Source organism: Paracoccaceae bacterium, assembly GCA_019454225.1.
GTDB lineage: Bacteria > Pseudomonadota > Alphaproteobacteria > Rhodobacterales > Rhodobacteraceae.
On the sequence record CP075370.1, the window covers coordinates 828128 to 848344 of the forward strand.

Genomic DNA, 20217 nt, shown 5'->3' on the forward strand with positions numbered 1-20217 from the left:
ACCAGTATGGGGCGGTCACCGGGGTCGGTAAAGTTGCAGGCGATTCCGGCAGGTTCTTGTTCCTAAAGCAGAAACAGTGGCCTGCGCGGCCTGCTTCTGTGGCGAGGCTGCGGTCAGCCGCCGGTCACGTTTTCCCTGAACGCCTTGTCGAAGGCGGCCTTCTTCGCGTCGTCGGCCACTGTCTGGTTCCGTGCCACCCAGTCGGCGTAGGGCATCCCGTAGACGATTTCGCGCGCCCCGTCCTTGGTCAGCTCGATCCCGCGCGCATTGGCCGCCTCCTGATACCAGCGGGACAGGCAGTTGCGGCAGAACCCGCCCAGGTTCATCAGGTCGATGTTCTGCACATCGGGGCGTTTCTCCATGAGGTGATGGACCAGGGCGCGGAAGGCCGCAGCCTCAAGCGCGGTGCGGGTGTCCGGGTCGATGTCGGGCATGGGGGCCTCCTGTCGGCATGGCAGGAAGATGGGGCGGCGGGGAGGAATTGTCACCCCCCCCCCGCCGTTCCGGGGCCGGCGGTCAGGCGGCGGTCAGCGTGACGCGGGGCGCCAGGAGGTCGAAATCCCTGACCCCCGTCACGACGGCCACGGCGGCATCGCCCACGCGGATCAGCGTGCCTTCGTCCAGCAGGGTGAAGGAGATGTCGCCAGGCGGCAGGCCGTTCGGGTCGATCTCGATCCGGTCGGCGGCCTCAAAATCGGCGATGGTCACGGGCTCGGCATCGGCGCGCATCACCGCCACGAAGAGGTCGGCGGTGTCGGTTCCGCCGCCCACCATCAGGTCGCCATGGTCACCGAAGATGGTATCGGCGCCAAGGCCGCCATAGAGCAGGTCGGGCGCGGGTGCGCCAGCTTCGGCCGCGATCTCGTCGTTCGCGGAGAGGACCGACCGTTCCACCCGCGCGGCGAAGCGGGCGGAGGTGTCGGCGCCGTAGCGCAGACCGACCAGGGTGTTCAGGTCGGCCACGACCTGGGCCAGTTCGGGATCGTCCAGGTCGGCAGGGCCGATCTCGACCCCCGACAGGATGTCGTTCCCGGCGCCGCCATGGAGCGTGTCGACGTCGCTGCCCCCGATCAGCACGTCGTCGCCGGAATCGCCCGACAGAAGATCGCGGCCGGCCCCGCCCATCAGCAGGTCGCGCCCGGCGCCGCCGCGCATCTCGTCGTCGCCGTTGCCGCCGAGCAGGATATCCTCGCCCGCGCCGCCCTGCACCGTGTCGTTGCCACCCTCGCCGAACAGCATGTCGTCGCCGTCGTTGCCGGTGACGATGTCGGGGGCCGCGGCGGCGAAGATCAGGTCATTGCCGGGCCCGCCCGCCAGATCCTCGTCATCCGCGCTGCCGGTGATCACGCGGTCGTCGGAGGGCGGCGGTTCGGCCGGCGCGTCATCATCGGACCCGCCCGAGAAAACGGCGCCGAGAAGCGCCAGAGGCAGGAGGATCAGCAACAGTTCCATCAACGATACCCTTCGACAAAGACATGAAAACGCGCCGTTTTCCGGCGCGGGGGCGGGCCAGTGTGGCCCTGTGCCGAGTTAACGGAGGGCTTCCGCGATTCTGTCAATGGCGTCGCGCGGGCTGCGGCGGTGCGGGAAACGGACGGGGTGCGGCAGCGTCATTCGTTTCCGGCCGCGCCACGATCCGCGGCATGCAGCGCCGCCAGCAGGTGCGGGGCCAGCCGGGTGGCCCAGGCGGCCTGTTCGGCGGGGGTTCCGATCAGGTCGTTGCGCAGTTCGATCAGGGTGTTGTGGCGGCCCTGGGCGAGGGCGTGGCGGTCGATGGCATCGCCGGGCAGGTGGCCGGAATAGGGTTCGTTGTCGCCGATGCAGAGGTCGGGCTCGGCCGCGAGGCTGCGCAGCAGGGCCAGGCTGAGGCGGCTGTCGAGGTGGGAATGCAGGATGCCCACATGCCAGGGCCGCGGCGCCCGGCCGCGCAGGCAGGGGGTGAAGGAATGGATCGCCACGATCACCGTGTCGGGACGCCGCGCGGCCAGGCGCGCCAGCGCGTCGTGATAGGGACGGTAGAGCCGGTCGAGCCGCCGTTCGAGTTCCGCGGGGCCGGCGTGGCGGTTGGCCGGAATGATCGTGCCGTCATAGAGCTTCATCAGCAGCGTGGGATCATCCTCGCCGCGGTTGGGGTCGATGACGAGGCGCGAGAAGTTGGACAGGATGCAGGGCGCGCCGAGCCGCTCGGCCAGGGCGGCCGCCAGGCCGGCGGCCCCGACGTCGAGCGCGATGTGGCGCCCCATGTCCTCGGGCGCGATGCCCAGGTCGCCGCCCGCCACCCAGCCCGGGACGTGGTTCGTGGCATGGTCGCAGGTGACGAGCCAGCGGGAGTCGCGATTCTCGCCGATGATGCGGAAGGGATGGTCGTTCATGGTCCTGTCGTGTTCATGCGCGATGCGGGTTTAGCCGGGACAGGGCGCTGAGGAAATGGCGAAGGCAACACGGCAATGAAACACCGGCATCTGCCCGATTCCTGTGCAGCCTGCACCGCGAAGCGACCCCGGACGTTGCCCCGGCCGAAGTTTTCCGCAATAAGGCCCGTGGTCGCTGCGACCGCTAACATGACCTAGGGGAATGCGCCCATGAGACGCCTGCGCAATGTGAAGATCGTGGCAACGCTTGGCCCGGCGTCGGATACCTACGAGATGATCCGGGCGCTGTCCGAGGCCGGGGCGGATGTGTTCCGGCTGAACATGAGCCACGGCACGCATGACGATATCGCGCGGCGCCACGCGATCATCCGGCAGATCGAGGCGGATACCGGGCGGCCCATCGCGATCCTGGCCGATCTTCAGGGGCCGAAGCTGCGTGTCGGCACCTTTGCCGAGGGGCCGCATGACCTGGCCGAGGGCGCGGCCTTCCGGGTGGATCTGGACCCGACGCCGGGTGACGCGACCCGCGTGAACCTGCCGCATCCCGAAATCTTTGCGGCGCTGGAGACCGGTTCGACGCTTCTTGTCAACGACGGGAAGATCCGGCTGCGGGTGGAAGCCTGCGGGGCGGACTTTGCCGATTGCGTGGTGACCGTGGGCGGGGCGATCAGCAACCGCAAGGGCGTGAACGTTCCCGACGTGGTGCTGCCGCTGAAGGCGCTGTCGCCCAAGGACCGCACCGACCTGGAGTTCGCCTGCCAGCTGGGCGTCGACTGGCTGGCGCTGTCCTTCGTGCAGCGGCCGGAGGATGTGATCGAGGCGCGGGCCCTGGCGAACGACCGCGCGGCGATCCTGTCGAAGATCGAGAAGCCGGCGGCGGTGAAGGCCTATGAGGCGATCCTTGCGGTCAGCGACGGGATCATGGTGGCGCGCGGCGATCTGGGCGTGGAACTGCCGGTGCATTCGGTTCCGCCGATCCAGAAGCGGCTGGTGCGGATGGCGCGGGCGGCGGCCAAGCCCGTCATCGTGGCGACGCAGATGCTGGAATCGATGATCGAAAGCCCCGTGCCGACCCGTGCCGAGGTATCGGACGTGGCGACGGCCATCTACGAGGGCGCGGATGCCGTGATGCTGTCGGCGGAGTCGGCGGCGGGCCAGTATCCGATCGAGGCCGTGACGACGATGGACAATGTGGCCAAGTCGGTCGAAAGCGATCCGACCTATCGCGAGGTGATCGAGGCCAGCCGCAAGGCCCGGCGCGAGACGGTGGCCGATGCCATCGTGGCGGCCGCGCGCGAGATCGCCGAGACGACGCCGATCAAGGCGATCTGCTGTTTCAGCCAGACCGGCACCACCGTCGGCCTGGTGGCGCGCGAGCGGCCCCGCGTGCCGATCCTGGCGCTGACGCCGCTGATCGGCACCGCCCGGCGGCTGGCGCTGACCTGGGGCACGCATTGCGCCATCGCGGAGCCGCAGGACCGGTTCAAGGGTGCCGTGATCGAGGCGGTGCGCGCGGCGCGCAGGCATGGATTTGCCACCGACAAGGATCAGATCGTGCTGACCGCGGGCGTTCCGTTCAACGTTCAGGGCACGACGAACATCCTGCGTGTGGCGCCCTGCGACGAACGATTGATTTACCGCGCCGATCCAGAATAGCCTGCGATTCCGCCAGGTTTTCCGGCGGGGCGTTGCGTTTCCCGCGGGAGGGTGCAGGTGGACCCCGATCTGATGATGGTCGTCGGCGTGACGGTGGGCGTGCTGACCCTTCCGTCGCTGTTTTCCGCGTTCATGGACGGCCGTGCGCCGCGCGCCGGGGCCATCCTTGCCCTGATCTCGGGCGTGCTGATCGCGGTGGCGGTCAGCCAGCGACCGGGCGGCTATGCCATCGGCGAAATCCCGGACGCGTTCTTCCGGGTGTTCGGCCGGTATATCAACTGATGTGATCCGCAGCGCGGCCTTCGGGCCCGATGCCGCGCAACCTCGGGTCTTGCGCCGGGGCCGGATGGCGTGTAGACGCCCCGCTTCATCCTGCGCGGCCGGCCGGAGTGGCATGCCGAGTCGCGCCTGTAACGACTGGAGATCGAAATGCCCAAGATGAAGACCAAATCGGCGGCCAAGAAGCGGTTCAGCTTCACCGCCAGCGGCCGGGCCAAGGCCGGCGTGGCGGGCAAGCGCCACGGCATGATCAAACGCTCGACGAAATTCGTGCGCGAGGCGACCGGCACCATGCTGCTGTCCCCGCAGGACACGAAGATCGTCAAGAAATACATGCCCTACGACCGGTAAGGAGAGCCCGACATGTCCCGCGTCAAATCCGGCGTCGTCACGCATGCCCGCCACCGCAAGGTGATCAAGCAGGCGGCTGGCTATTATGCCGCCCGTTCCACCAACTTCCGCACCGCCACCCAGGCGGTGGACAAGGCGAACCAGTACGCCACGCGCGACCGCAAGGTGCGCAAGCGGCAGTTCCGCGCGCTGTGGATCCAGCGGATCAATGCGGCCGTGCGCCTGTTCGACCTGTCGATGACCTATTCGAAGCTGATCGACGGCCTGAACAAGGCGGGGATCGAGGTGGACCGCAAGGTTCTGGCCGACCTCGCCGTGCATGAGCCCGAGGCGTTCAACGCGATTGCCGAAAAGGCCCGCGGCGCGCTGGCGACCGCCTGATCGCACAGCCTTGCCTGACCGAGGGGCCCCGCCGACCGGCGGGGCCCTTTCGCATTGCGGCGCCGGGTTTCCGCCCTGCCCGCGCGGATCGGTGCCGCGCGGCCGGGAATGGCCGTGCCGGTCCCGCCCGCCCGCTTGCATTCGCCGCCCCGCGCCGCTAGCACCCGGTCGACCGACAGGAGAGGTGCCATGCAGGGCCTGGACAGCTTGCGCGACAAGTATATCGCCGCCGTTGCCGCCGCCACGGGCGAAGCCGCGCTGGACGAGGTGCGGGTTGCCGCGCTGGGCAAGAAGGGCGAGATCTCGGCCCTGATGGCGGGACTGGGCCGGATGGCGCCCGAGGAACGCAAGGCGGCGGGTGCGGCCTTCAACGCGCTGAAGGACGAGATCGAGGCGGCCGTCCGGGCCAGGCGCGCGGGCCTGGCCGATGCGGCGCTTGATGCGCGGCTGCGGTCGGAGTGGCTGGACGTGACGCTGCCCGCCCGGCCCCGGCCGCGCGGCACGATCCATCCGGTCAGCCAGGTGATGGACGAACTGACGGCGATCTTCGCCGACATGGGCTTTGCCGTGGCCGAGGGGCCGCAGGTGGAAAGCGACTGGTTCAATTTCGATGCGCTGAACATCCCGCCCGAGCATCCCGCCCGGCAGGAGCATGACACGTTCTTCATGCACCGTGCCGAGGGCGACAACCGCCCGCCGCATGTGCTGCGCACCCACACCAGCCCGGTGCAGATCCGGGCGATGCAGGCACAGGGGGCGCCGATCCGGGTGATCGCGCCCGGGCGCGTCTATCGCATGGACATGGACCAGACCCACACGCCGATGTTCCACCAGGTCGAAGGGCTGGCCATCGACCGCGACATCAGCATGGCCAACCTGAAATGGTGCCTTGAGGAGTTCTGCCGCGCGTTCTTTGAGGTGGACCGGGTGGAACTGCGGTTCCGCGCGTCGCATTTCCCCTTCACCGAACCCTCGGCCGAGGTCGACATCCGCTATTCCAACGTGGGCGGCCAGTTGCGGATCGGCGAGGGCGACAAGTGGATGGAGATCCTCGGGTCGGGCATGGTGCATCCCAAGGTGCTGGCGGCGGCGGGGGTGGACCCCGAGCGCTATCAGGGCTTTGCCTTCGGCATGGGGATCGACCGGATCGCGATGCTGAAATACGGCATCCCCGACCTGCGCGCCTTTTTCGAGGCCGACCTGCGCTGGCTGCGCCACTACGGCTTTGCGGCGCTGGACCGGCCCGATCTGGCGGCGGGGCTGTCGGCCTGAGACCAGGCCAGCCTAGACCCGCCACCTGTCCAGCATCGCGGCCCCCTGATACCCGCGCACCGCGCGGCCGGCCAGCACGTCCATCGTGCTGCCGAGGTCGAGCGCGACGGCGCCCGCCGCCGCGGCATCGACGCAGAGCGGCTTGGCGCAGGACCCGGCGGCGATCAGCATGACAAGACCCGGGCGCGCAGCGGCCAGGGTCTGGGCCCGGACACGGGGCAGGGCGTCGGGATAGAGCGGTTCGCCTGCCAGATCGCCCGACTCGGCCGCGCCGGGGATGTGGACCTCGGCCGCAAGGCGGGCGTTGCAGGCGGTGGCAAGCCGGGCGTGGAAGCCGGACCCCCGGCACGAGACGATGCCGATCTCGCGCCCCGCCAGCAGACCCGCCAGATGCGGCAGCAGGGCGACATGCACCCATGTGTCGGGATAGACGGCCTGGCGCGCATGGCGACCGGCGGCGGTGAAGGCGTGCTGCACCCAGGTGGCGCCCACCCAGCCGCGAATGTCGGGCACGCGGTGCGGTTCGGGTGCGGCGATCAGGCGGGCGTGCAGCGCGGGGCTGCGGGCGGCGGTAACCACGTCGGCGGCCTCGACGGCCCGGGCCACCTCGGCCGCGAGATGGTGCATCTGTCCGGCGGTCCAGTCGCGGCGCCCGAAGTAGTTGGACATCTGCACCGCCCAGATGAAATCCCCCAGCCGTTCGAACCCCGGGGTTCCGTGAAACAACGCGCAGCCGTCGCCATCGCCCATGCGCACCAGCGAAAAGCCGCGTTCCGCATCGGCCGCATCGCGGATTCGCGCCACCACATCGCCGATGGTGACGAACGGGCCAGTGGCGACCGGCCGGCTGTCATAGGCCGCGCGATAGGCGAAATACTCGGCCTTCACCTCGGGCGGCATGCGTTTGCGCGGGGGCGGTGCGTCGGTCATGGATGCAGACTGGCGGGGCGCGGCAGCGGCGGCAAGCCCCGCCCTTTTCCCCGCGCGGGGATTGCGCTATGCCCGCCCCGCATTGCCCCGCGAAAGGCCCCGCACGATGAAATTCACCCTGTCCTGGCTGCGCGATCATCTGGAAACCGACGCGACCCTGGCCGAGATCACCGAGGCGCTGACCGATCTGGGCCACGAGGTCGAGGGGGTCGAGGATCCGGCGGCGCGGCTGGGGGCCTTTACCATCGCGCGGGTGATCGAGGCGGTTCAGCATCCGAATGCCGACCGGCTGCGCGTGTGCCGGGTGGAAACCCTGCCCGACGGCCCGGGGACGGCCCCGGTGGAGGTTCAGGTGGTCTGCGGCGCGCCGAACGCGCGCACCGGGCTGGTGGGTGTGTTCGCGCCGCCCGGCACGCATGTGCCCGGCACCGGGGTCGACCTGAAGCCCGGGGTGATCCGGGGCGTGGAATCGAACGGGATGCTGTGTTCGGAACGCGAACTGATGCTGTCGGAGGATCATGACGGAATCATCGACCTGCCCGCCGATGCGCCGCTGGGCAAGCGGTTCATCGACTGGAAGGGTCTGAACGATCCGATGATCCATATCAAGGTCACGCCGAACCGGCCCGATGCGCTGGGCGTGCGGGGGATCGCGCGGGACTTGGCGGCGCGGGGGCTGGGGCGGCTGCGGCCCTTGCCGGTGCCGGTGATCGACGGTGCCTTTCCCTGCCCGGTCCGGGTGGAGATCGACGCGCGGCTGAAGGCCAGGGGCTGCCCGCTGTTCGCGGGCCGGGTGATCCGGGGGGTCAGCAACGGGCCATCGCCCGACTGGCTGGCGGCGCGGCTGCGGGCGATCGGGCTGCGACCGATCTCGGCGCTGGTCGACATCACCAACTTCTTCACCTTCGGCCTGAACCGGCCGCTGCATGTCTTCGATGCGGCGCTGGTGAAGGGCGCGCTGCGCATCCATCCGGCCGAGGGGGGCGAGACGCTTCTGGCACTTGACGGCAAGACCTATGCGATCGCCGCGGGCCAGATGCTGATTTCCGATGATCAGGGGCCGGAGTCGCTGGCCGGGATCATGGGGGGAGAGGCGTCGGGGGTGACCGCCGGCACGACCGAGGTCTTTCTGGAAAGCGCCTTCTGGGACCCGATCACGGTGGCTGCCACGGGGCGCGCACTGCGCATCAACTCGGATGCGCGCTACCGGTTCGAGCGGGGCGTGGACCCGGCCTTTACCCTGCCGGGGCTGGACCTGGCCACGCAGATGATCCTGGACATCTGCGGGGGCGAGGCGTCGTCGCTGGCGGTCGATGGCGCGGTGCCCGATACGGCGCGCGCCTACCGGTTCGATCCGGCGCGGGCCAGCCGTCTTGTGGGCATGGAGATTTCCGAGGCCGACCAGCGGGCGACGCTGACCGCGCTTGGCTTCACGCTGTCGGGTGACATGGCGGCGCCGCCGACCTGGCGCCCCGACGTTCAGGGCGAGGCCGATCTGGTGGAAGAGGTGGCGCGGGTGGCGTCGCTGGCGCGGCTGGTGGGAAAACCGCTGCGGCGCACCGACCCCGGCGTGCCCCGCCCGATCCTGACCGAGGCACAGCGGCGCGAGCGCACGGCGCGGCGGGTGATGGCCGGGCTTGGCTACAACGAATGCGTGACCTACAGCTTCATCGACCAGGCGGCCGCATCGCATTTCGGTGGCGGTACCGATGCGGTGCGGGTCGACAACCCGATCAGTTCCGAGATGACGCATCTGCGGCCCGATCTGCTGCCGGGGCTGCTGCGCGCTGCCGCGCGCAACCAGGCGCGGGGCTTCATGGACCTGGCGCTGTTCGAGGTGGGGCCGGTGTTCGCGGGCGGAGAGCCCGGCGAACAGGCGATCATGGCCACCGGCCTGCTGGTGGGCATGACGGCGCCGCGCGATCCGCATGGCAGCCGCCGCGCGGCGGATGTGTTCGATGCCAGGGCGGATGCCGAGGCGGTGCTGGGGGCGCTGGGCGCGCCCGCGCGGATGCAGGTGACGCGCAAGGTTGACGGATGGTGGCATCCCGGCCGTTCGGGCGTGATCGGCCTTGGGCCGGTACGGCTGGCGGTGTTCGGCGAGGTGCATCCCCGGACGCTGCGCGACTTCGACGTGAAGGGGCCTGCGGTCGCCTTCACGGTGGTTCCGGCGGCCGTGCCGCTGCCGAAGATGCGCAGCCCCACGCGGCCCGCGCTGCGCCTGTCGGATTTTCAGGCGGTGGAGCGCGATTTCGCCTTTGTGGTCGACGATGCGGTCGAGGCATCGACCGCCGTGAACGCGGCGCAAGGGGCGGACAAGGCGCTGATCGAGAGCGTGCGGGTGTTCGACCATTTCGCGGGCGACAAGGCGGCGGCGCAGATGGGGCCGGGGCGGAAATCGCTGGGTCTGACGGTACGCCTGCAGGCCCCCGACCGGACGCTGACAGAGGCCGAGATCGAGGCCGTGGGGGCGAAGGTGGTCGAGAAGGTGGTCAAGGCGACAGGCGGCAGCCTGCGCGGGTGATGGCCGGTCAGGTCTGGCCGGACGACAGGGCCTGCCGGACCTCGATGCTGAAGTCGCCCGGCAGGACACCGTCGAACAGCCCCATCCCCGTGGGCAGGTGCGAGGGTCGGCGGATGTCGGCGGCGCCGACGAAGATCTTGACCAGACGCGGCGCGTCCGGCGGCACGTCCCATTCCGCAACCACCCCCGTCACGCCGTCCAGCCGCAGCGACAGCAGGACCTCGGGGCCGTCGGAGCGATCAAGCGCCGCGATCAGGCCATCGTAGAGCGGGCCGAACAGGTCGACCTCGACGCCGAAACGTTCGACGCGCGCGACGCCCCGGGGCGTTTCGGCCTCGGGGGCGTGCAGCAGCAGGCGGTTGGCATCGGCCCGCCGGATCAGCAGGTCGACCTCGTCATGTTCGTGGTCGGAACCGAGGATCGACAGGCGCAGCAGATCGCCGCCCTGGCCTGCGGCATGGCCGGTGCCGCTGATCCGGTCGTCGCAGCGCAGGTCGTTGCCGGGTCCGGGCCGCATGTGGCGGCCGAAGGCCCGATGCCGGGTCAGGCCCCGGCAGAGGAACGTGGCGGGCAGCGGTGCCTTGCGTTCGTAAAGCGCGGGGCGTCCGTCTTCGGCAAAGGCGCCGATGCCGTTGTGGCCGCCGCCATCCACGAACCGCACGCGCCGCAGGGCAGGACCGTGCATCGCCGGGGTCCCTAGCGGCGCGGCTTGCTGCGCCAGGAGGCCAGCCAGTCGGAGAACCGCTGGCGCATGCTGCGGCGGCGGGAGTCGATGTCGTCCAGCGTGGCCGCGACGCGGTCCTGTGCCGGGTCGATCACCCGCTCGCGGAACTGCGCGAGCATCTTCCACACCATGAACACCAGGAAGATCAGCGTGGCGATGATCACCAGGTTCAGCCAGGGAACAAAGGTGACATCCGGGCCCTCGACCTCGCGCAGGGCGATGGCGTTGGGGAAGATCGTGAAGAACTCGTTGCGCCAGCCGTAGTGCTTGACCGCCACCCATTGCGGGCTGGCGGCGGTCGAGATCAGGTTCGATGCCTCGGCCTGCAGGTTGAAGCTGTTCAGCTTGAAGTAGGGTGGCCAGCCCCAGCCGGTATCCTCGTTGCGGTAGACGATGACGCGGCCGTTGGGGCGCACCGCCTCGATGAACTTGACGTCGCGGTTGGAAGCGGCGCCGGTGCCCACGTCGGGCGTGGCCCAGAAGAACTGGTTCTCGCCAAAGTCGATGCGCCGCGTGTCGGTGGCGACGATGCGGACGATATCGGTCTGCGGCAGGGTGTAGTGCAGCGATGACAGGACCAGTGTCAGGATGGTGAGGATCAGGGTCCATTTGACGTAGCGCATCGGCTGCCCCTAGTGGAAGTTCAGCAGGTATACGATCACCGATATAGCCACCGCCGGGATCACATACACGAGCCAGATGAGCCGTCGCCGCAGACTTTTCTGGTAGGCGACCATGCCGGCCTCGATGAACGCACGCCGCTCGCCCGGCCCCTGCGCAGCATCCCACTGCTTTTCCAGGCGTTCGCGGCGGACCGAGCGGGAGTAGATCGATACCACGACATAGACCAGGCTGAGCGCCAGGAAGCCGAAGACCATCAACTGGATCAACTGGATCATCGCATCCTCCGGACAGCGCCCCAGGGGCCGACCACGTCGATCATCGCGGGGGCTGCGGGCTTGGGTTCGGGGCGCGCGGCCTCGTCCATGCCGGGTTCGGGGCCGAACAGGGCGGCCCGCTGTCCCTGCTTGTCCACCAGATACTCGCGCTCCAGGAAGTCGGCCACATACTGCCGCTTGCGGTCGGACCAGCCGGCATAGGTGGCATAGAACAGTTCCTTGTGGGTCAGGTAGAGCTGCCGCACGTCGAGCGGCGCAAGTTCGGCCAGCAGCATGTTGACCAGATCGCGGTCGGCATGGGCGCGCGAGCGCAGCGTGTAGAAGAAGGCAGGATGCGCCGAGGTGATCTCGGGCCAGTCGCCGCCGCCCTCGACCCAGCGCAGCAGCGCCGCAAGGCCCTTGAACTCGTCGGGCAGGGCCGAGCCCAGGCGGTGCGCGATCTTGCGCAGGTCGGCGCGGGTGGCGCCGCCGAGGTCGAGGTTCAGGTGGTCGGCGGCATCGACCAGCAGGAAATCCATCTTCTGCCGCAGGAGTGCTGCGGTATCGACGCCCTTCGCCTCGACGATCGATTCGACAAGGCCGTTCTTCACCAGCCAGTCCGCCACCATGTGCCGCTGCGACAGGTCCATGACCGTGGGGGCGCCGATCGGGCCCAGCGCCTTGCGCGGGGCGACGGTGATGACGGCGGGCGCCTTGACCCTGCGGAACACATAGAGCCCGCCGAAATGCGAGGTCCAGAAATTCGGCTGTTCGAAGGTCATGCGCGGCAGGTGGATCGGCACCCGCGTGACATCGCCGGTCTTCTTGGCCAGCCCGATCATCTCGGCGATCAGCAGGTCGTCGCGCCAGCCGTCGGGTTCCTTGCGGAAGCGGTCGATCAGCGCCGCCAGCCGGGCGGCATCGGCCACATGGCCGCCGATGGTATCGGCCTCGATGGTGATCTGGCGGATGTCCAGCAGCCGCGCGGGGGTATCGACCTCGTAGACCGAGTTCTGCAGTTCCCCCGCCACGGCGTCGCGGGCGGTCAGGGCGAAAAGCTGGGATTCGTTCTGTTCGATGAACTGCCGCAGGATGCCGCGGCTGGTGGAGAACTTGATGTTGAGAAGCGGGGCGGATTTCTGCGCGGTGGTCAGCAGGATGAATTGCCGGTTGCAGCCGTTGGGGTTGAGATAGAGGTCATCGCCCAGTTCGTCCCCGATTTCGGGGGAATAGCCGGAGATGTCGATGTGGAAATCGGTCTGTTGCGTGGTCTTGCCGGTCAGGTGCTTCAGCGCGCGGTTGTAGCGTTCGACGAGGGCGGGGGAGGAGACCTCGATGAGGTTCCCGAACATGAGGCCGCGCTGGATGAGGAGTTTCATGGGCCGCCTTCGTGATGTCGAACGAAGGCAGCGACTGATCCATAGTGATCCTTCACATGCTTTTGTTGGCTGATCATCATCTTGGAGCCTCGTTCAGGCCATCCATGGGCTTCGAACATCTGGCGCGTGCCGCCGTATTTTTCTCTGGCGATCCGCGCAATCGCTTTGGCATCCCAACCCGGTTCGTGTGCCATCACCCCTTCCCCTCCAGATACCGCCGCTTCGCCTCTTCTGACCGGCGGAAGTCGCGCACCATGCCCTCGATGGCCACCTCGTCCGACTTGTCGGCATAGCGGAACTCAGAGTCGGCGTAGCGGTTCACCTCCTGGATCACCATCTCCACGGTGATCGGCGTCGTAAGCCCCCGGATCATCGACAGCTTGTCGTCATAGGGCTTGAACAGGAACAGGTCGGGGTTTTCCATCCATTCGTCGGGCAGCTCGAAATCCATCGCCCGCACCTTCACCGCGTCGGTGATGTTCTTGATCGCGCGGCCGGTGAACCGCTCGTCCGCCTCCTGGATCGCCTTCAGGTAGCGGCCGATCTTGGCAATCGTGTCCAGCGGGCCGATCTCGGCCGCGGCGCGGTCCCACACCCGGATCAGGCCGTCCTCATGCGGCCGCGAATGCCCCTCGAAACTGGCGGCGACGGCGCGCTTGATCTCCTGCGCGGCGAACAGGTCGTGGTCGCCCAGCGGGATCCTGTGGTTCTTGCCCAGAAGCAGCGACAGGATGTCGATGTAATCCTCGCGCGTCTGGGGGCCGTCCACCAGGAACCGCGCGCCCGCCCGCTGGCGCAGCGCGTCGTCCACGTTCTCGGGGTAGTTGCTAAACATGCCGAAGGTGCAGTTGCCCCGCACCACGGTATTGGCCCCGGCGAAGGCCTGCATGAACACCGCCGTCACCTCCTGCTGGCCGGCCGATGACTGCCGGTCGCCGCGCTTGCCCGCCACCTGGTCGATGTCGTCGATGGTGCCGAAGGCGATCACGGCGGGGTCGAGCACGTTGTCGATGAAGGCCTTGGCGTTCTGGCCCGACTTGCCCTGATAGCTGTCGATCTGGTCGATCGAGAAATTCTGGTAGCGGAAGGGATAGCCCGCCACCTTGCAGTAGTCGTTCAAGAGCCCCGCCATCATCTGGATCAGCGTGGTCTTGCCGGTGCCGGGCTTGCCGTCGCCCATGAAGGTGAAGATGAAGCCGCCGAGTTCGGCAAAGGGGTTCAGGCGGCGTTCGAAATCATAGGCCATCAGCATCTTGGCCAGCCGGAGGCTCTGATACTTGGCGATATGGTTGCCCACCACCTCATGCGGTTTCTTGAACTGCATGGTCAGGACGCTGCCCTTGGCGGTGCGGGCGGGCTTGAAGCCCGCGACGGTCAGCGCATCGGCCTCGACCCGCCAGGACCCGCCGGTGAAGGCGGCAAGGCGCGGGGCGCTTTCGGCGCGTGCCGCCACCTTGCCCATCAGCGCCTCGGCAAACCCCGCGACCGTGGCGACAAGGCGCTGTTCGTCGGCGGCATGCAGCGCGATGTCCTGGTCAAGCTCCCACAGGGCGCCCTGCAGGGCGAGGGGGGCGTTGTCGGTCAGCACCTCTTCCACCGCGCCGATTTCCACCGTGGTCTCGCCCAGATGCGGCGCCAGCAGGAAGGCGGTGGCGTTGGCGAACACATGCAGCGAGACGAGCGCCTCGGCCGCCAGAAGTTCGGTGAACTCGGCGCGGCGGGTGTCGGGCAGGCGGGTTTCGAGGTTTGCCTTCTTCAGTTCGACAAGGCCGGTGCCGTCGGCGAAGGTTTCGCCCATGGCCAGCGCGATGGCCAGGGCCCGGCGCAGCGCATGCAGGACCTGCGCCTGGAGCGGCGAGACCAGCCCGTCGCCGCTGCCCTCGACCCGCTCGACAAGGCGGACGCCGCCGGGGCGCGCCGTGGATCTGGTGACAAGCCCGGGGGTGGTGGAGCGGAAGCGCGGCCGGCCTGGGATGCCGGGCGAGCGTTCGGGCACGGCGGCATCGACCGCCTTGGCCAGCCGTGGCGCATGGTCGAACCCGGTCAGCAGGCCAAGCGCCGCGTCGTAATGCGTCCGGACGGTTTCCTCACGCAGTTCCATCGTGTCGCGGGGGGTCATGGGATCACCTCTGCACCATCACGCGGCCGTTGGTGGCCACAACGAATTTCTTCACATCCCGGAAGCCGGGGGGATTGCGTTCGGCCAGGACCTGGAAGGGCCGTTCGGGAAGGATGACCATCCGTTCGGTGCGGGTGGCCCCGGTTTCCGCGCCCCGCCCCGCGAAGGGGTCGAGCGCGAAGATCTGCCGCTCGGCGGTGCTGAACCAGCCGGTCTTGACCTGTTCGGCGCGCTCGGCGACCAGATCCTCCAGCGTCCAGACGAGGGCCCAGTCATCGCCGGGATCGGCCTGCGCCTCGGACAGCACGTCCGAGATCGGGCCGGATTGCAGCGTGAAGGCGTGGCTGTACATCGGGCCCAGGTGCAGGCGCCGCAGCCGGTGCGGGTGCAGGCTGTCGAAATCCGAATCGAATCCCTGCGCGATGGTCAGAAGCTTCAGGCCGCCCAGCGACTGCGCCATGAGATGCGCCTGCACGGCGGGCCAGCGCCGGTCGTCCTTGGGCAGCGCGACCCGGCCGGAATCGTGCACCTCCATCAGATAGATCACCGGCAGGTTGATCTGCGTGTCCCAGACCGCCCAGCACAGCCGCCAGAGGCGCCGACCCTTGCCTTCGGCAACCCATGCCGCCTCGGGGTCGTTGCGTGGCCAGAACAGCCCGCCCTGGCGCAGGGCCTCGTAGTAGAGCCGTTGCGACAGGGCGAACTGAAGTTGCGTCGGGATGATCAGGTCGCCGACGATGGTGCGGATCATCCTGTCCTTGATCTCGGTTTCCGACGCCATGCCGGACAGATGGCGTTCCGCCTGCAGCGCATCATTGGCCATGACCATCAGTTCCTGCGCCACCGGGAACCCGCTTTCATGCCGGTCGAAGGTCAGGCGGCCGGGCAGGGGGCCGTCGATCCGGCCCGACATCAGATACTTCAGCGACAGCGCATGAAAGGTCCGCGTCAGGGCCTGCACATAGCCGCCGATCGCCCGCGCCTCGGGGCGGGAGAGCCGCCCCTCGGCCTCGAGTTCACCGGCCACGCGGGGCAGGTACGAGGTGATGCGCTGGAACTTGGCGAAATAGCGCCGGGCAACCAGCGTGTCATAGAGCTGCGCGTGGTCGTCGGTCAGCGCTGACTTTGCGTCCTTTGCGGTCACGGCTCGCCGTAGAGGTTCTTGTCGTGTTTCTCGACGATCGCCGCGAAGCGGCGGGCGAAGCGTTCATCCGCCTTGGCCTTCTGCTCCAGCACCTTGCGGGCAAAGACCATGTGGTCCTCATGCGCCTCCATCATCTCGGCCATGCGGGCGTTGGTGGCGGTGCCGATCGCGGCCATGGCGGCCTGCGCCTCCTGATCGGTCTTCACGCCGATCTCGTTGATGCGGTGGGCGACGTCCTGCTGCTGCGCGGTCTTCAGCGACGCGGTCAGCGCGTCATAGAGCACCACGCGCTGCTTCGTATCGGTCTGCAGCTTGTTGATCAGCACCATCTGCGTGGCGGCCTGGTTCTGCAGGCTGTCGACCCAGGACTTGCCCTTCTCGATGTAGCGTTCCAGCGTCTGCGACTTGGCCAGCTTGACCTGTTCGTCCTGGACCATGGCGTTGTACTGCTTGTTGAGGTCCGCCAGTTCGGTTTCCAGCTTGGTCCGAGCGGCGGCGTCCTGCTCGACGCTGATGCGGTTTTCCAGTTCGATGATCCGGGGGTCCATCTTCTGGATTTCCGCGCGCAGCGCCTCGAGTTCGCCGACCGTCGCCTCGCGCTCTTCCAGCGTGCCGGTCAGGTTGCCTTCGACGGTGGCCTTGTGGCTGTTCAGAAGCTCGAGCTGGCCCTGCAGCAGCCGGACGATCACATCCGACTTGGCGATCAGGTCCTGAAGCTTGTCGTCGATCGAGGCGGTGCGCAGGCGTTCCTGCCGCATCGATTCCGCCTTGCCCCGGCTGAAGATGCCGATGAAGCTTTCCATCCCGGTCTTCGAGCGCATCTCGTCGAAGTCCTTCGAGAAGCCCGCCGTCACATCGTCCAGCCCCATGATCAGCTCGGCGATGTTCGCGTTCATCAGGTCCGTGTGCCTGTGCACGTCATCGAGATTCGCGTTCTCGACATCGATGGCGGCCTCGCCGGCGGCCAGCTTGGCGCGCGCTGTCTCGATCCGGCTGGTTACGGCGGAGATCTTCGATTGCGCCTCGGTTACCTGTGCCTGGCTGTCGCGGATCATCTTGTCAAAATCGGCCATGGGGGAAACCTCCGCGCTGCTGATGAAATCGACGTGGGAAAGGATATGGCAAATTGCATCCCCCGCGTCACCCGAAATTCGTTTGCAGGGTCGGGGGTGGGGCAGGCAGACTGGCGGCATGGCCGAACCGATTGCGACGCAGATCGACCTTCGCCGCGACAGCCTGATCCGGCTGACGCAGGAACTGATCCGCTTTCCCACGCTGAACCCGCCGGGCGCCTGCTATCGCGAGATTTGCGAGCATCTTGGCGCGCGACTGGCCGCGCAGGGATGGGACGTCGACTATGTCCGGGCCATCGGGGCGCCCGGCGACAGCGATGCCTACCCCCGCTGGAACCTTGTCGCGCGCGCCGAAGGGGCGCGGCCCGGGCCCTGCGTGCATTTCAACGGACATCACGACGTGGTCGAGGTGGGCCACGGCTGGACCCGCGACCCGTTCGGCGGCGAGCTTGAGGATGGCCGGATCTACGGGCGCGGGGCCTGCGACATGAAGGGCGGGCTGGCCGCGGCCATCATTGCCGCCGAGGCGTTCCGCGCGGCCCGGCCGGACCATCCGGGCGCCGTCGAGATCTCGGCGACGGCCGATGAGGAATCCGGCGGATACGGCGGCGTCGCCTATCTGGCCGAGCGCGGCTATTTCGCGCCGGGCCGTGTGGACCACGTCATCATCCCCGAGCCGCTGCACAAGGATCGCATCTGCCTTGGCCACCGCGGGGTCTGGTGGGTGGAGGTCGAGACCCGGGGACGCATCGCCCATGGGTCGATGCCATTCCTGGGCGACAGCGCCATCGCACAGATGGCCGAGGTTCTGCACGATATCGAACACCGGCTGAAGCCGCGCCTTGCCGAGCGGCGCACCGCGTTGCCGGTGGTGCCGGAAGGTGCGCGGGCGGCGACGCTGAACATCAATTCGGTGCACGGCGGCGCACCCGAACCCGCGCCCGGCGACACATCGCTGCCCGCGCCCTGCGTGGCCGACAGCTGCCGCATCGTCATCGACCGCCGCTGGCTGATGGAGGAAGACGCCGACGAGGTGAAGCGCGAACTGGTCGCGCTGATGGAGGGGATCTCCGCCCGTCGCCCCGGCTTTGCCTGGGACATGCGCGAGTTGTTCGCGGTGGCGCCGGTGATGGCCCCGCGTGACGCCCCCGTCGTGCAGTCGACCGCCGCGGCGATCGAACGGGTGCTGGGGCGGCATCCCGAGTTCGTGGCCTCGCCCGGCACCTACGACCAGAAGCATGTCGACCGGATCGGGCGCCTGAAGAACTGCATCGCCTACGGGCCGGGGCTGCTGCATATGGCGCATCAGCCGGACGAGTGGATCGGCGTCGACGACATGATGGACAGCGCCAGGGTGATGGCGCTTGTCCTTGATGACCTGCTGCCTGGCTGAGGGCGGCGCGCTCAGCCAGACAGCACGCTTTCCGCCGCCACATGCGGCAGGCCAAGCGCCGTGGCGACCGCAGGGTGTGTGATCTGGCCCGCATGGACGTTCAGACCGGCGCGCAGATGGGGATCGTCGGCGCAGGCCTGCCGCCATCCCTTGCCTGCGAGGGCCAGCAGAAACGGCAGTGTCGCGTTGCCCAGGCCGAGCGTCGAGGTTCGGGCGACGGCGCCCGGCATGTTGGCGACGCAATAGTGGACGATCCCGTCCACGACATAGATCGGGTCCTGGTGGGTCGTGGCGCGGCTGGTCTCGAAACAGCCGCCCTGGTCGATCGCGACATCCACCACCACTGCCCCCGGTTTCATCGTGGAAAGCTGGGCGCGGGTCACCAGTTTCGGCGCCGCAGCGCCCGGGATCAGCACGGCGCCGATGACCAGATCGGCCTCGGCCACAGCCTGCGCGGTGGCGGCAGCGCTGGCATAGGCGGTGCGGAAGTCGCGCGCGAACACGTCGTCCAGATAGCGCAGGCGCGGCAGCGACCGGTCAAGCACGGTCACCTCGGCCCCCATGCCCGCCGCAACCCGCGCGGCGTGGGTGCCGACGACGCCCCCCCCGATCACCGCGACCCTTGCCGGCGCCACGCCGGGAATTCCGCCCATCAGCACGCCGCGCCCGCCGTTGGCCTTTTGCAGCGCCCAGGCACCGACCTGCGGGGCCAGCCGTCCCGCCACCTCGGACATCGGCGCGAGCAGGGGCAATCCGCCGGTGCGGTCGGTCACGGTTTCATAGGCGATGCAGGTCGCGCCGCTGGCGATCAGGTCGCGCGTCTGGTCCGGATCGGGTGCGAGATGCAGATAGGTGAACAGCACCTGCCCCTTGCGCAGCATCGCGCGTTCGGCGGCCTGCGGTTCCTTGACCTTGATGACAAGGTCGGCGTCCGCCCAGACATCCTCGGCCCGGGACACGATGCGCGCGCCTGCCGCAAGATAGTCGGCATCGCTGAAGCCGGCGCCGGTTCCTGCCCCCGTTTCCACGAGAACCGCATGCCCCGCCGATATCACGTCGCGCGTCGCGTCCGGCGTCAGGCCGACGCGGAATTCCTGTGGCTTGATCTCTTTCGGGCATCCGATACGCATGGCGGCAACTCCCTGTGCATTTTCGCCATGATGACGCGGGCCGCGCGCGTGCATCTTGATTTCTGACAGGCGCGGGGGCCATTCTGTGCGAAAGAAACTTCGCGACAGGCCAATCTGACGAAAGATTCTGCCGACATGGATGATCTTGACGCAACCGACCGCCGGATACTGACGGTGCTGCAAAAGGAAGGGCGGATCACCAACGCCGATCTGTCGGAACGGGTCAACCTGTCACCATCGGCCTGTCACCGCCGTGTGCAGCGCCTGGAGGAGGCGGGCTATATCGCCGGGTATGTGGCCCTTCTGGACGCGCGCCGGATGGGGCGGCCGACGACCGTGTTCGTGGAAATCACCCTGCAGGGCCAGTCGGACGAGGTGCTGGATGCCTTCGAGCGTGCCGTGGCGCGCGTACCGGATATCCTGGAATGCCACCTGATGGCGGGTTCGGCCGACTACCTGATCAAGATCATGGCGCAGGACACCGAAGATTTCGCCCGTATTCACCGCCAGTATCTGACCCGACTGCCTGGCGTCGCGCAGATCAACTCGTCTTTTGCGCTGCGTACGGTGCATCAGACCACCGCTCTCACCGTCTGACCCGGCTCATGACAA

General features: G+C 68.3%; 21 protein-coding genes. 8 read left to right on the plus strand and 13 right to left on the minus strand.

All coding sequences use genetic code 11. The features are described 5' to 3' along the window. Positions 1–113: 113 nt before the first annotated feature. The 3 genes from KF887_03950 to KF887_03960 form a co-directional block, all read right to left on the minus strand. On the minus strand, positions 114–425 hold the full coding sequence (locus tag KF887_03950; GenBank protein ID QYK43426.1) for a DUF1244 domain-containing protein: 312 nt from the start codon (positions 423–425) through the stop codon (positions 114–116). 91 nt (positions 426–516) lie between these two features. Continuing rightward, positions 517–1452, minus strand: a complete 936-nt coding sequence (locus KF887_03955) for a hypothetical protein (GenBank protein QYK42289.1) — start codon at positions 1450–1452, stop codon at positions 517–519. 158 nt (positions 1453–1610) lie between these two features. Continuing rightward, the gene (locus tag KF887_03960) at positions 1611–2372 is read right to left on the minus strand and encodes an N-formylglutamate amidohydrolase (GenBank protein ID QYK42290.1); all 762 of its coding nucleotides are present in this window, start codon (positions 2370–2372) and stop codon (positions 1611–1613) included. A 210-nt stretch (positions 2373–2582) separates the two neighbouring features. On the opposite strand from KF887_03960, the gene pyk reads away from it, so the two are divergent. From pyk to pheS, 5 genes are all read left to right on the plus strand, one after another. Next, the gene (pyk, locus tag KF887_03965; GenBank protein QYK42291.1) at positions 2583–4028 is read left to right on the plus strand and encodes a pyruvate kinase; all 1446 of its coding nucleotides are present in this window, start codon (positions 2583–2585) and stop codon (positions 4026–4028) included. Between the two features lie 57 nt (positions 4029–4085). After that, positions 4086–4310: a hypothetical protein gene (locus KF887_03970; GenBank protein QYK42292.1), complete on the plus strand. Its 225-nt coding sequence runs from the start codon at positions 4086–4088 to the stop codon at positions 4308–4310. A 147-nt stretch (positions 4311–4457) separates the two neighbouring features. Then, positions 4458–4658 (plus strand): 50S ribosomal protein L35, encoded by a 201-nt coding sequence (gene rpmI, locus KF887_03975; GenBank protein QYK42293.1) that lies wholly within the window; start codon positions 4458–4460, stop codon positions 4656–4658. Positions 4659–4670: 12 nt separating this feature from the next. Then, positions 4671–5039: a 50S ribosomal protein L20 gene (gene rplT / locus KF887_03980; GenBank protein ID QYK42294.1), complete on the plus strand. Its 369-nt coding sequence runs from the start codon at positions 4671–4673 to the stop codon at positions 5037–5039. Between the two features lie 198 nt (positions 5040–5237). Next, positions 5238–6311 (plus strand): phenylalanine--tRNA ligase subunit alpha, encoded by a 1074-nt coding sequence (pheS, locus tag KF887_03985; GenBank protein QYK43427.1) that lies wholly within the window; start codon positions 5238–5240, stop codon positions 6309–6311. 12 nt (positions 6312–6323) lie between these two features. Here pheS and KF887_03990 read toward each other — a convergent pair whose 3' ends face one another. Then, entirely contained in the window at positions 6324–7241 is a 918-nt protein-coding gene (locus KF887_03990) for a hypothetical protein (GenBank protein QYK42295.1), read from the minus strand. A 106-nt stretch (positions 7242–7347) separates the two neighbouring features. On the opposite strand from KF887_03990, the gene pheT reads away from it, so the two are divergent. Next, the gene (gene pheT, locus KF887_03995) at positions 7348–9765 is read left to right on the plus strand and encodes a phenylalanine--tRNA ligase subunit beta (GenBank protein ID QYK42296.1); all 2418 of its coding nucleotides are present in this window, start codon (positions 7348–7350) and stop codon (positions 9763–9765) included. 7 nt (positions 9766–9772) lie between these two features. Here pheT and KF887_04000 read toward each other — a convergent pair whose 3' ends face one another. The 8 genes from KF887_04000 to KF887_04035 are packed head-to-tail and all read right to left on the minus strand — an operon-like array spanning position 9773 to position 17082. Further along, complete coding sequence (locus KF887_04000) at positions 9773–10450, minus strand: hypothetical protein (GenBank protein QYK42297.1); 678 nt, start codon at positions 10448–10450, stop codon at positions 9773–9775. Between the two features lie 11 nt (positions 10451–10461). Further along, complete coding sequence (locus KF887_04005) at positions 10462–11112, minus strand: DUF1523 family protein (protein ID QYK42298.1); 651 nt, start codon at positions 11110–11112, stop codon at positions 10462–10464. A 9-nt stretch (positions 11113–11121) separates the two neighbouring features. Next, positions 11122–11388, minus strand: a complete 267-nt coding sequence (locus KF887_04010; GenBank protein QYK42299.1) for a hypothetical protein — start codon at positions 11386–11388, stop codon at positions 11122–11124. After that, positions 11385–12746: a hypothetical protein gene (locus KF887_04015; GenBank protein ID QYK42300.1), complete on the minus strand. Its 1362-nt coding sequence runs from the start codon at positions 12744–12746 to the stop codon at positions 11385–11387. Before KF887_04015 ends, KF887_04010 begins: the two co-directional genes overlap by 4 nt. After that, positions 12743–12940, minus strand: a complete 198-nt coding sequence (locus tag KF887_04020; protein QYK42301.1) for a hypothetical protein — start codon at positions 12938–12940, stop codon at positions 12743–12745. The genes KF887_04015 and KF887_04020 overlap by 4 nt, the downstream gene beginning before the upstream one ends. Beyond that, complete coding sequence (locus tag KF887_04025; GenBank protein QYK42302.1) at positions 12940–14865, minus strand: ATP-binding protein; 1926 nt, start codon at positions 14863–14865, stop codon at positions 12940–12942. The genes KF887_04020 and KF887_04025 overlap by 1 nt, the downstream gene beginning before the upstream one ends. 4 nt (positions 14866–14869) lie before the next feature. After that, complete coding sequence (locus tag KF887_04030; protein QYK43428.1) at positions 14870–15982, minus strand: hypothetical protein; 1113 nt, start codon at positions 15980–15982, stop codon at positions 14870–14872. 23 nt (positions 15983–16005) lie between these two features. Continuing rightward, positions 16006–17082 (minus strand): hypothetical protein, encoded by a 1077-nt coding sequence (locus KF887_04035; protein ID QYK42303.1) that lies wholly within the window; start codon positions 17080–17082, stop codon positions 16006–16008. Positions 17083–17200: 118 nt separating this feature from the next. On the opposite strand from KF887_04035, the gene KF887_04040 reads away from it, so the two are divergent. Next, positions 17201–18475, plus strand: a complete 1275-nt coding sequence (locus tag KF887_04040; GenBank protein ID QYK42304.1) for an acetylornithine deacetylase/succinyl-diaminopimelate desuccinylase family protein — start codon at positions 17201–17203, stop codon at positions 18473–18475. An 11-nt stretch (positions 18476–18486) separates the two neighbouring features. Here KF887_04040 and ald read toward each other — a convergent pair whose 3' ends face one another. Further along, positions 18487–19605, minus strand: coding sequence for an alanine dehydrogenase (gene ald, locus KF887_04045; protein ID QYK42305.1), 1119 nt, complete (start codon positions 19603–19605; stop codon positions 18487–18489). A 135-nt stretch (positions 19606–19740) separates the two neighbouring features. On the opposite strand from ald, the gene KF887_04050 reads away from it, so the two are divergent. Further along, positions 19741–20202, plus strand: coding sequence for an Lrp/AsnC family transcriptional regulator (locus KF887_04050; protein QYK42306.1), 462 nt, complete (start codon positions 19741–19743; stop codon positions 20200–20202). The last annotated feature ends 15 nt before the right edge of the window (positions 20203–20217 follow it).

Excerpts from the sequence above, each read along its gene's own strand:
- ald (QYK42305.1), bottom strand. The coding sequence starts at position 19,605 with ATGCGTATCGGATGCCCGAAAGAGATCAAGCCACAGGAATTCCGCGTC.
- rpmI (QYK42293.1), top strand. The coding sequence starts at position 4,458 with ATGCCCAAGATGAAGACCAAATCGGCGGCCAAGAAGCGGTTCAGCTTC.
- KF887_04005 (QYK42298.1), bottom strand. The coding sequence starts at position 11,112 with ATGCGCTACGTCAAATGGACCCTGATCCTCACCATCCTGACACTGGTC.
- KF887_04000 (QYK42297.1), bottom strand. The coding sequence starts at position 10,450 with ATGCACGGTCCTGCCCTGCGGCGCGTGCGGTTCGTGGATGGCGGCGGC.
- KF887_04040 (QYK42304.1), top strand. The coding sequence starts at position 17,201 with ATGGCCGAACCGATTGCGACGCAGATCGACCTTCGCCGCGACAGCCTG.
- KF887_03960 (QYK42290.1), bottom strand. The coding sequence starts at position 2,372 with ATGAACGACCATCCCTTCCGCATCATCGGCGAGAATCGCGACTCCCGC.
- KF887_04035 (QYK42303.1), bottom strand. The coding sequence starts at position 17,082 with ATGGCCGATTTTGACAAGATGATCCGCGACAGCCAGGCACAGGTAACC.
- KF887_04025 (QYK42302.1), bottom strand. The coding sequence starts at position 14,865 with ATGACCCCCCGCGACACGATGGAACTGCGTGAGGAAACCGTCCGGACG.
- rplT (QYK42294.1), top strand. The coding sequence starts at position 4,671 with ATGTCCCGCGTCAAATCCGGCGTCGTCACGCATGCCCGCCACCGCAAG.
- KF887_04050 (QYK42306.1), top strand. The coding sequence starts at position 19,741 with ATGGATGATCTTGACGCAACCGACCGCCGGATACTGACGGTGCTGCAA.
- KF887_04010 (QYK42299.1), bottom strand. The coding sequence starts at position 11,388 with ATGATCCAGTTGATCCAGTTGATGGTCTTCGGCTTCCTGGCGCTCAGC.
- pyk (QYK42291.1), top strand. The coding sequence starts at position 2,583 with ATGAGACGCCTGCGCAATGTGAAGATCGTGGCAACGCTTGGCCCGGCG.
- KF887_03955 (QYK42289.1), bottom strand. The coding sequence starts at position 1,452 with ATGGAACTGTTGCTGATCCTCCTGCCTCTGGCGCTTCTCGGCGCCGTT.
- KF887_03990 (QYK42295.1), bottom strand. The coding sequence starts at position 7,241 with ATGACCGACGCACCGCCCCCGCGCAAACGCATGCCGCCCGAGGTGAAG.
- KF887_04020 (QYK42301.1), bottom strand. The coding sequence starts at position 12,940 with ATGGCACACGAACCGGGTTGGGATGCCAAAGCGATTGCGCGGATCGCC.
- pheT (QYK42296.1), top strand. The coding sequence starts at position 7,348 with ATGAAATTCACCCTGTCCTGGCTGCGCGATCATCTGGAAACCGACGCG.
- KF887_04015 (QYK42300.1), bottom strand. The coding sequence starts at position 12,746 with ATGAAACTCCTCATCCAGCGCGGCCTCATGTTCGGGAACCTCATCGAG.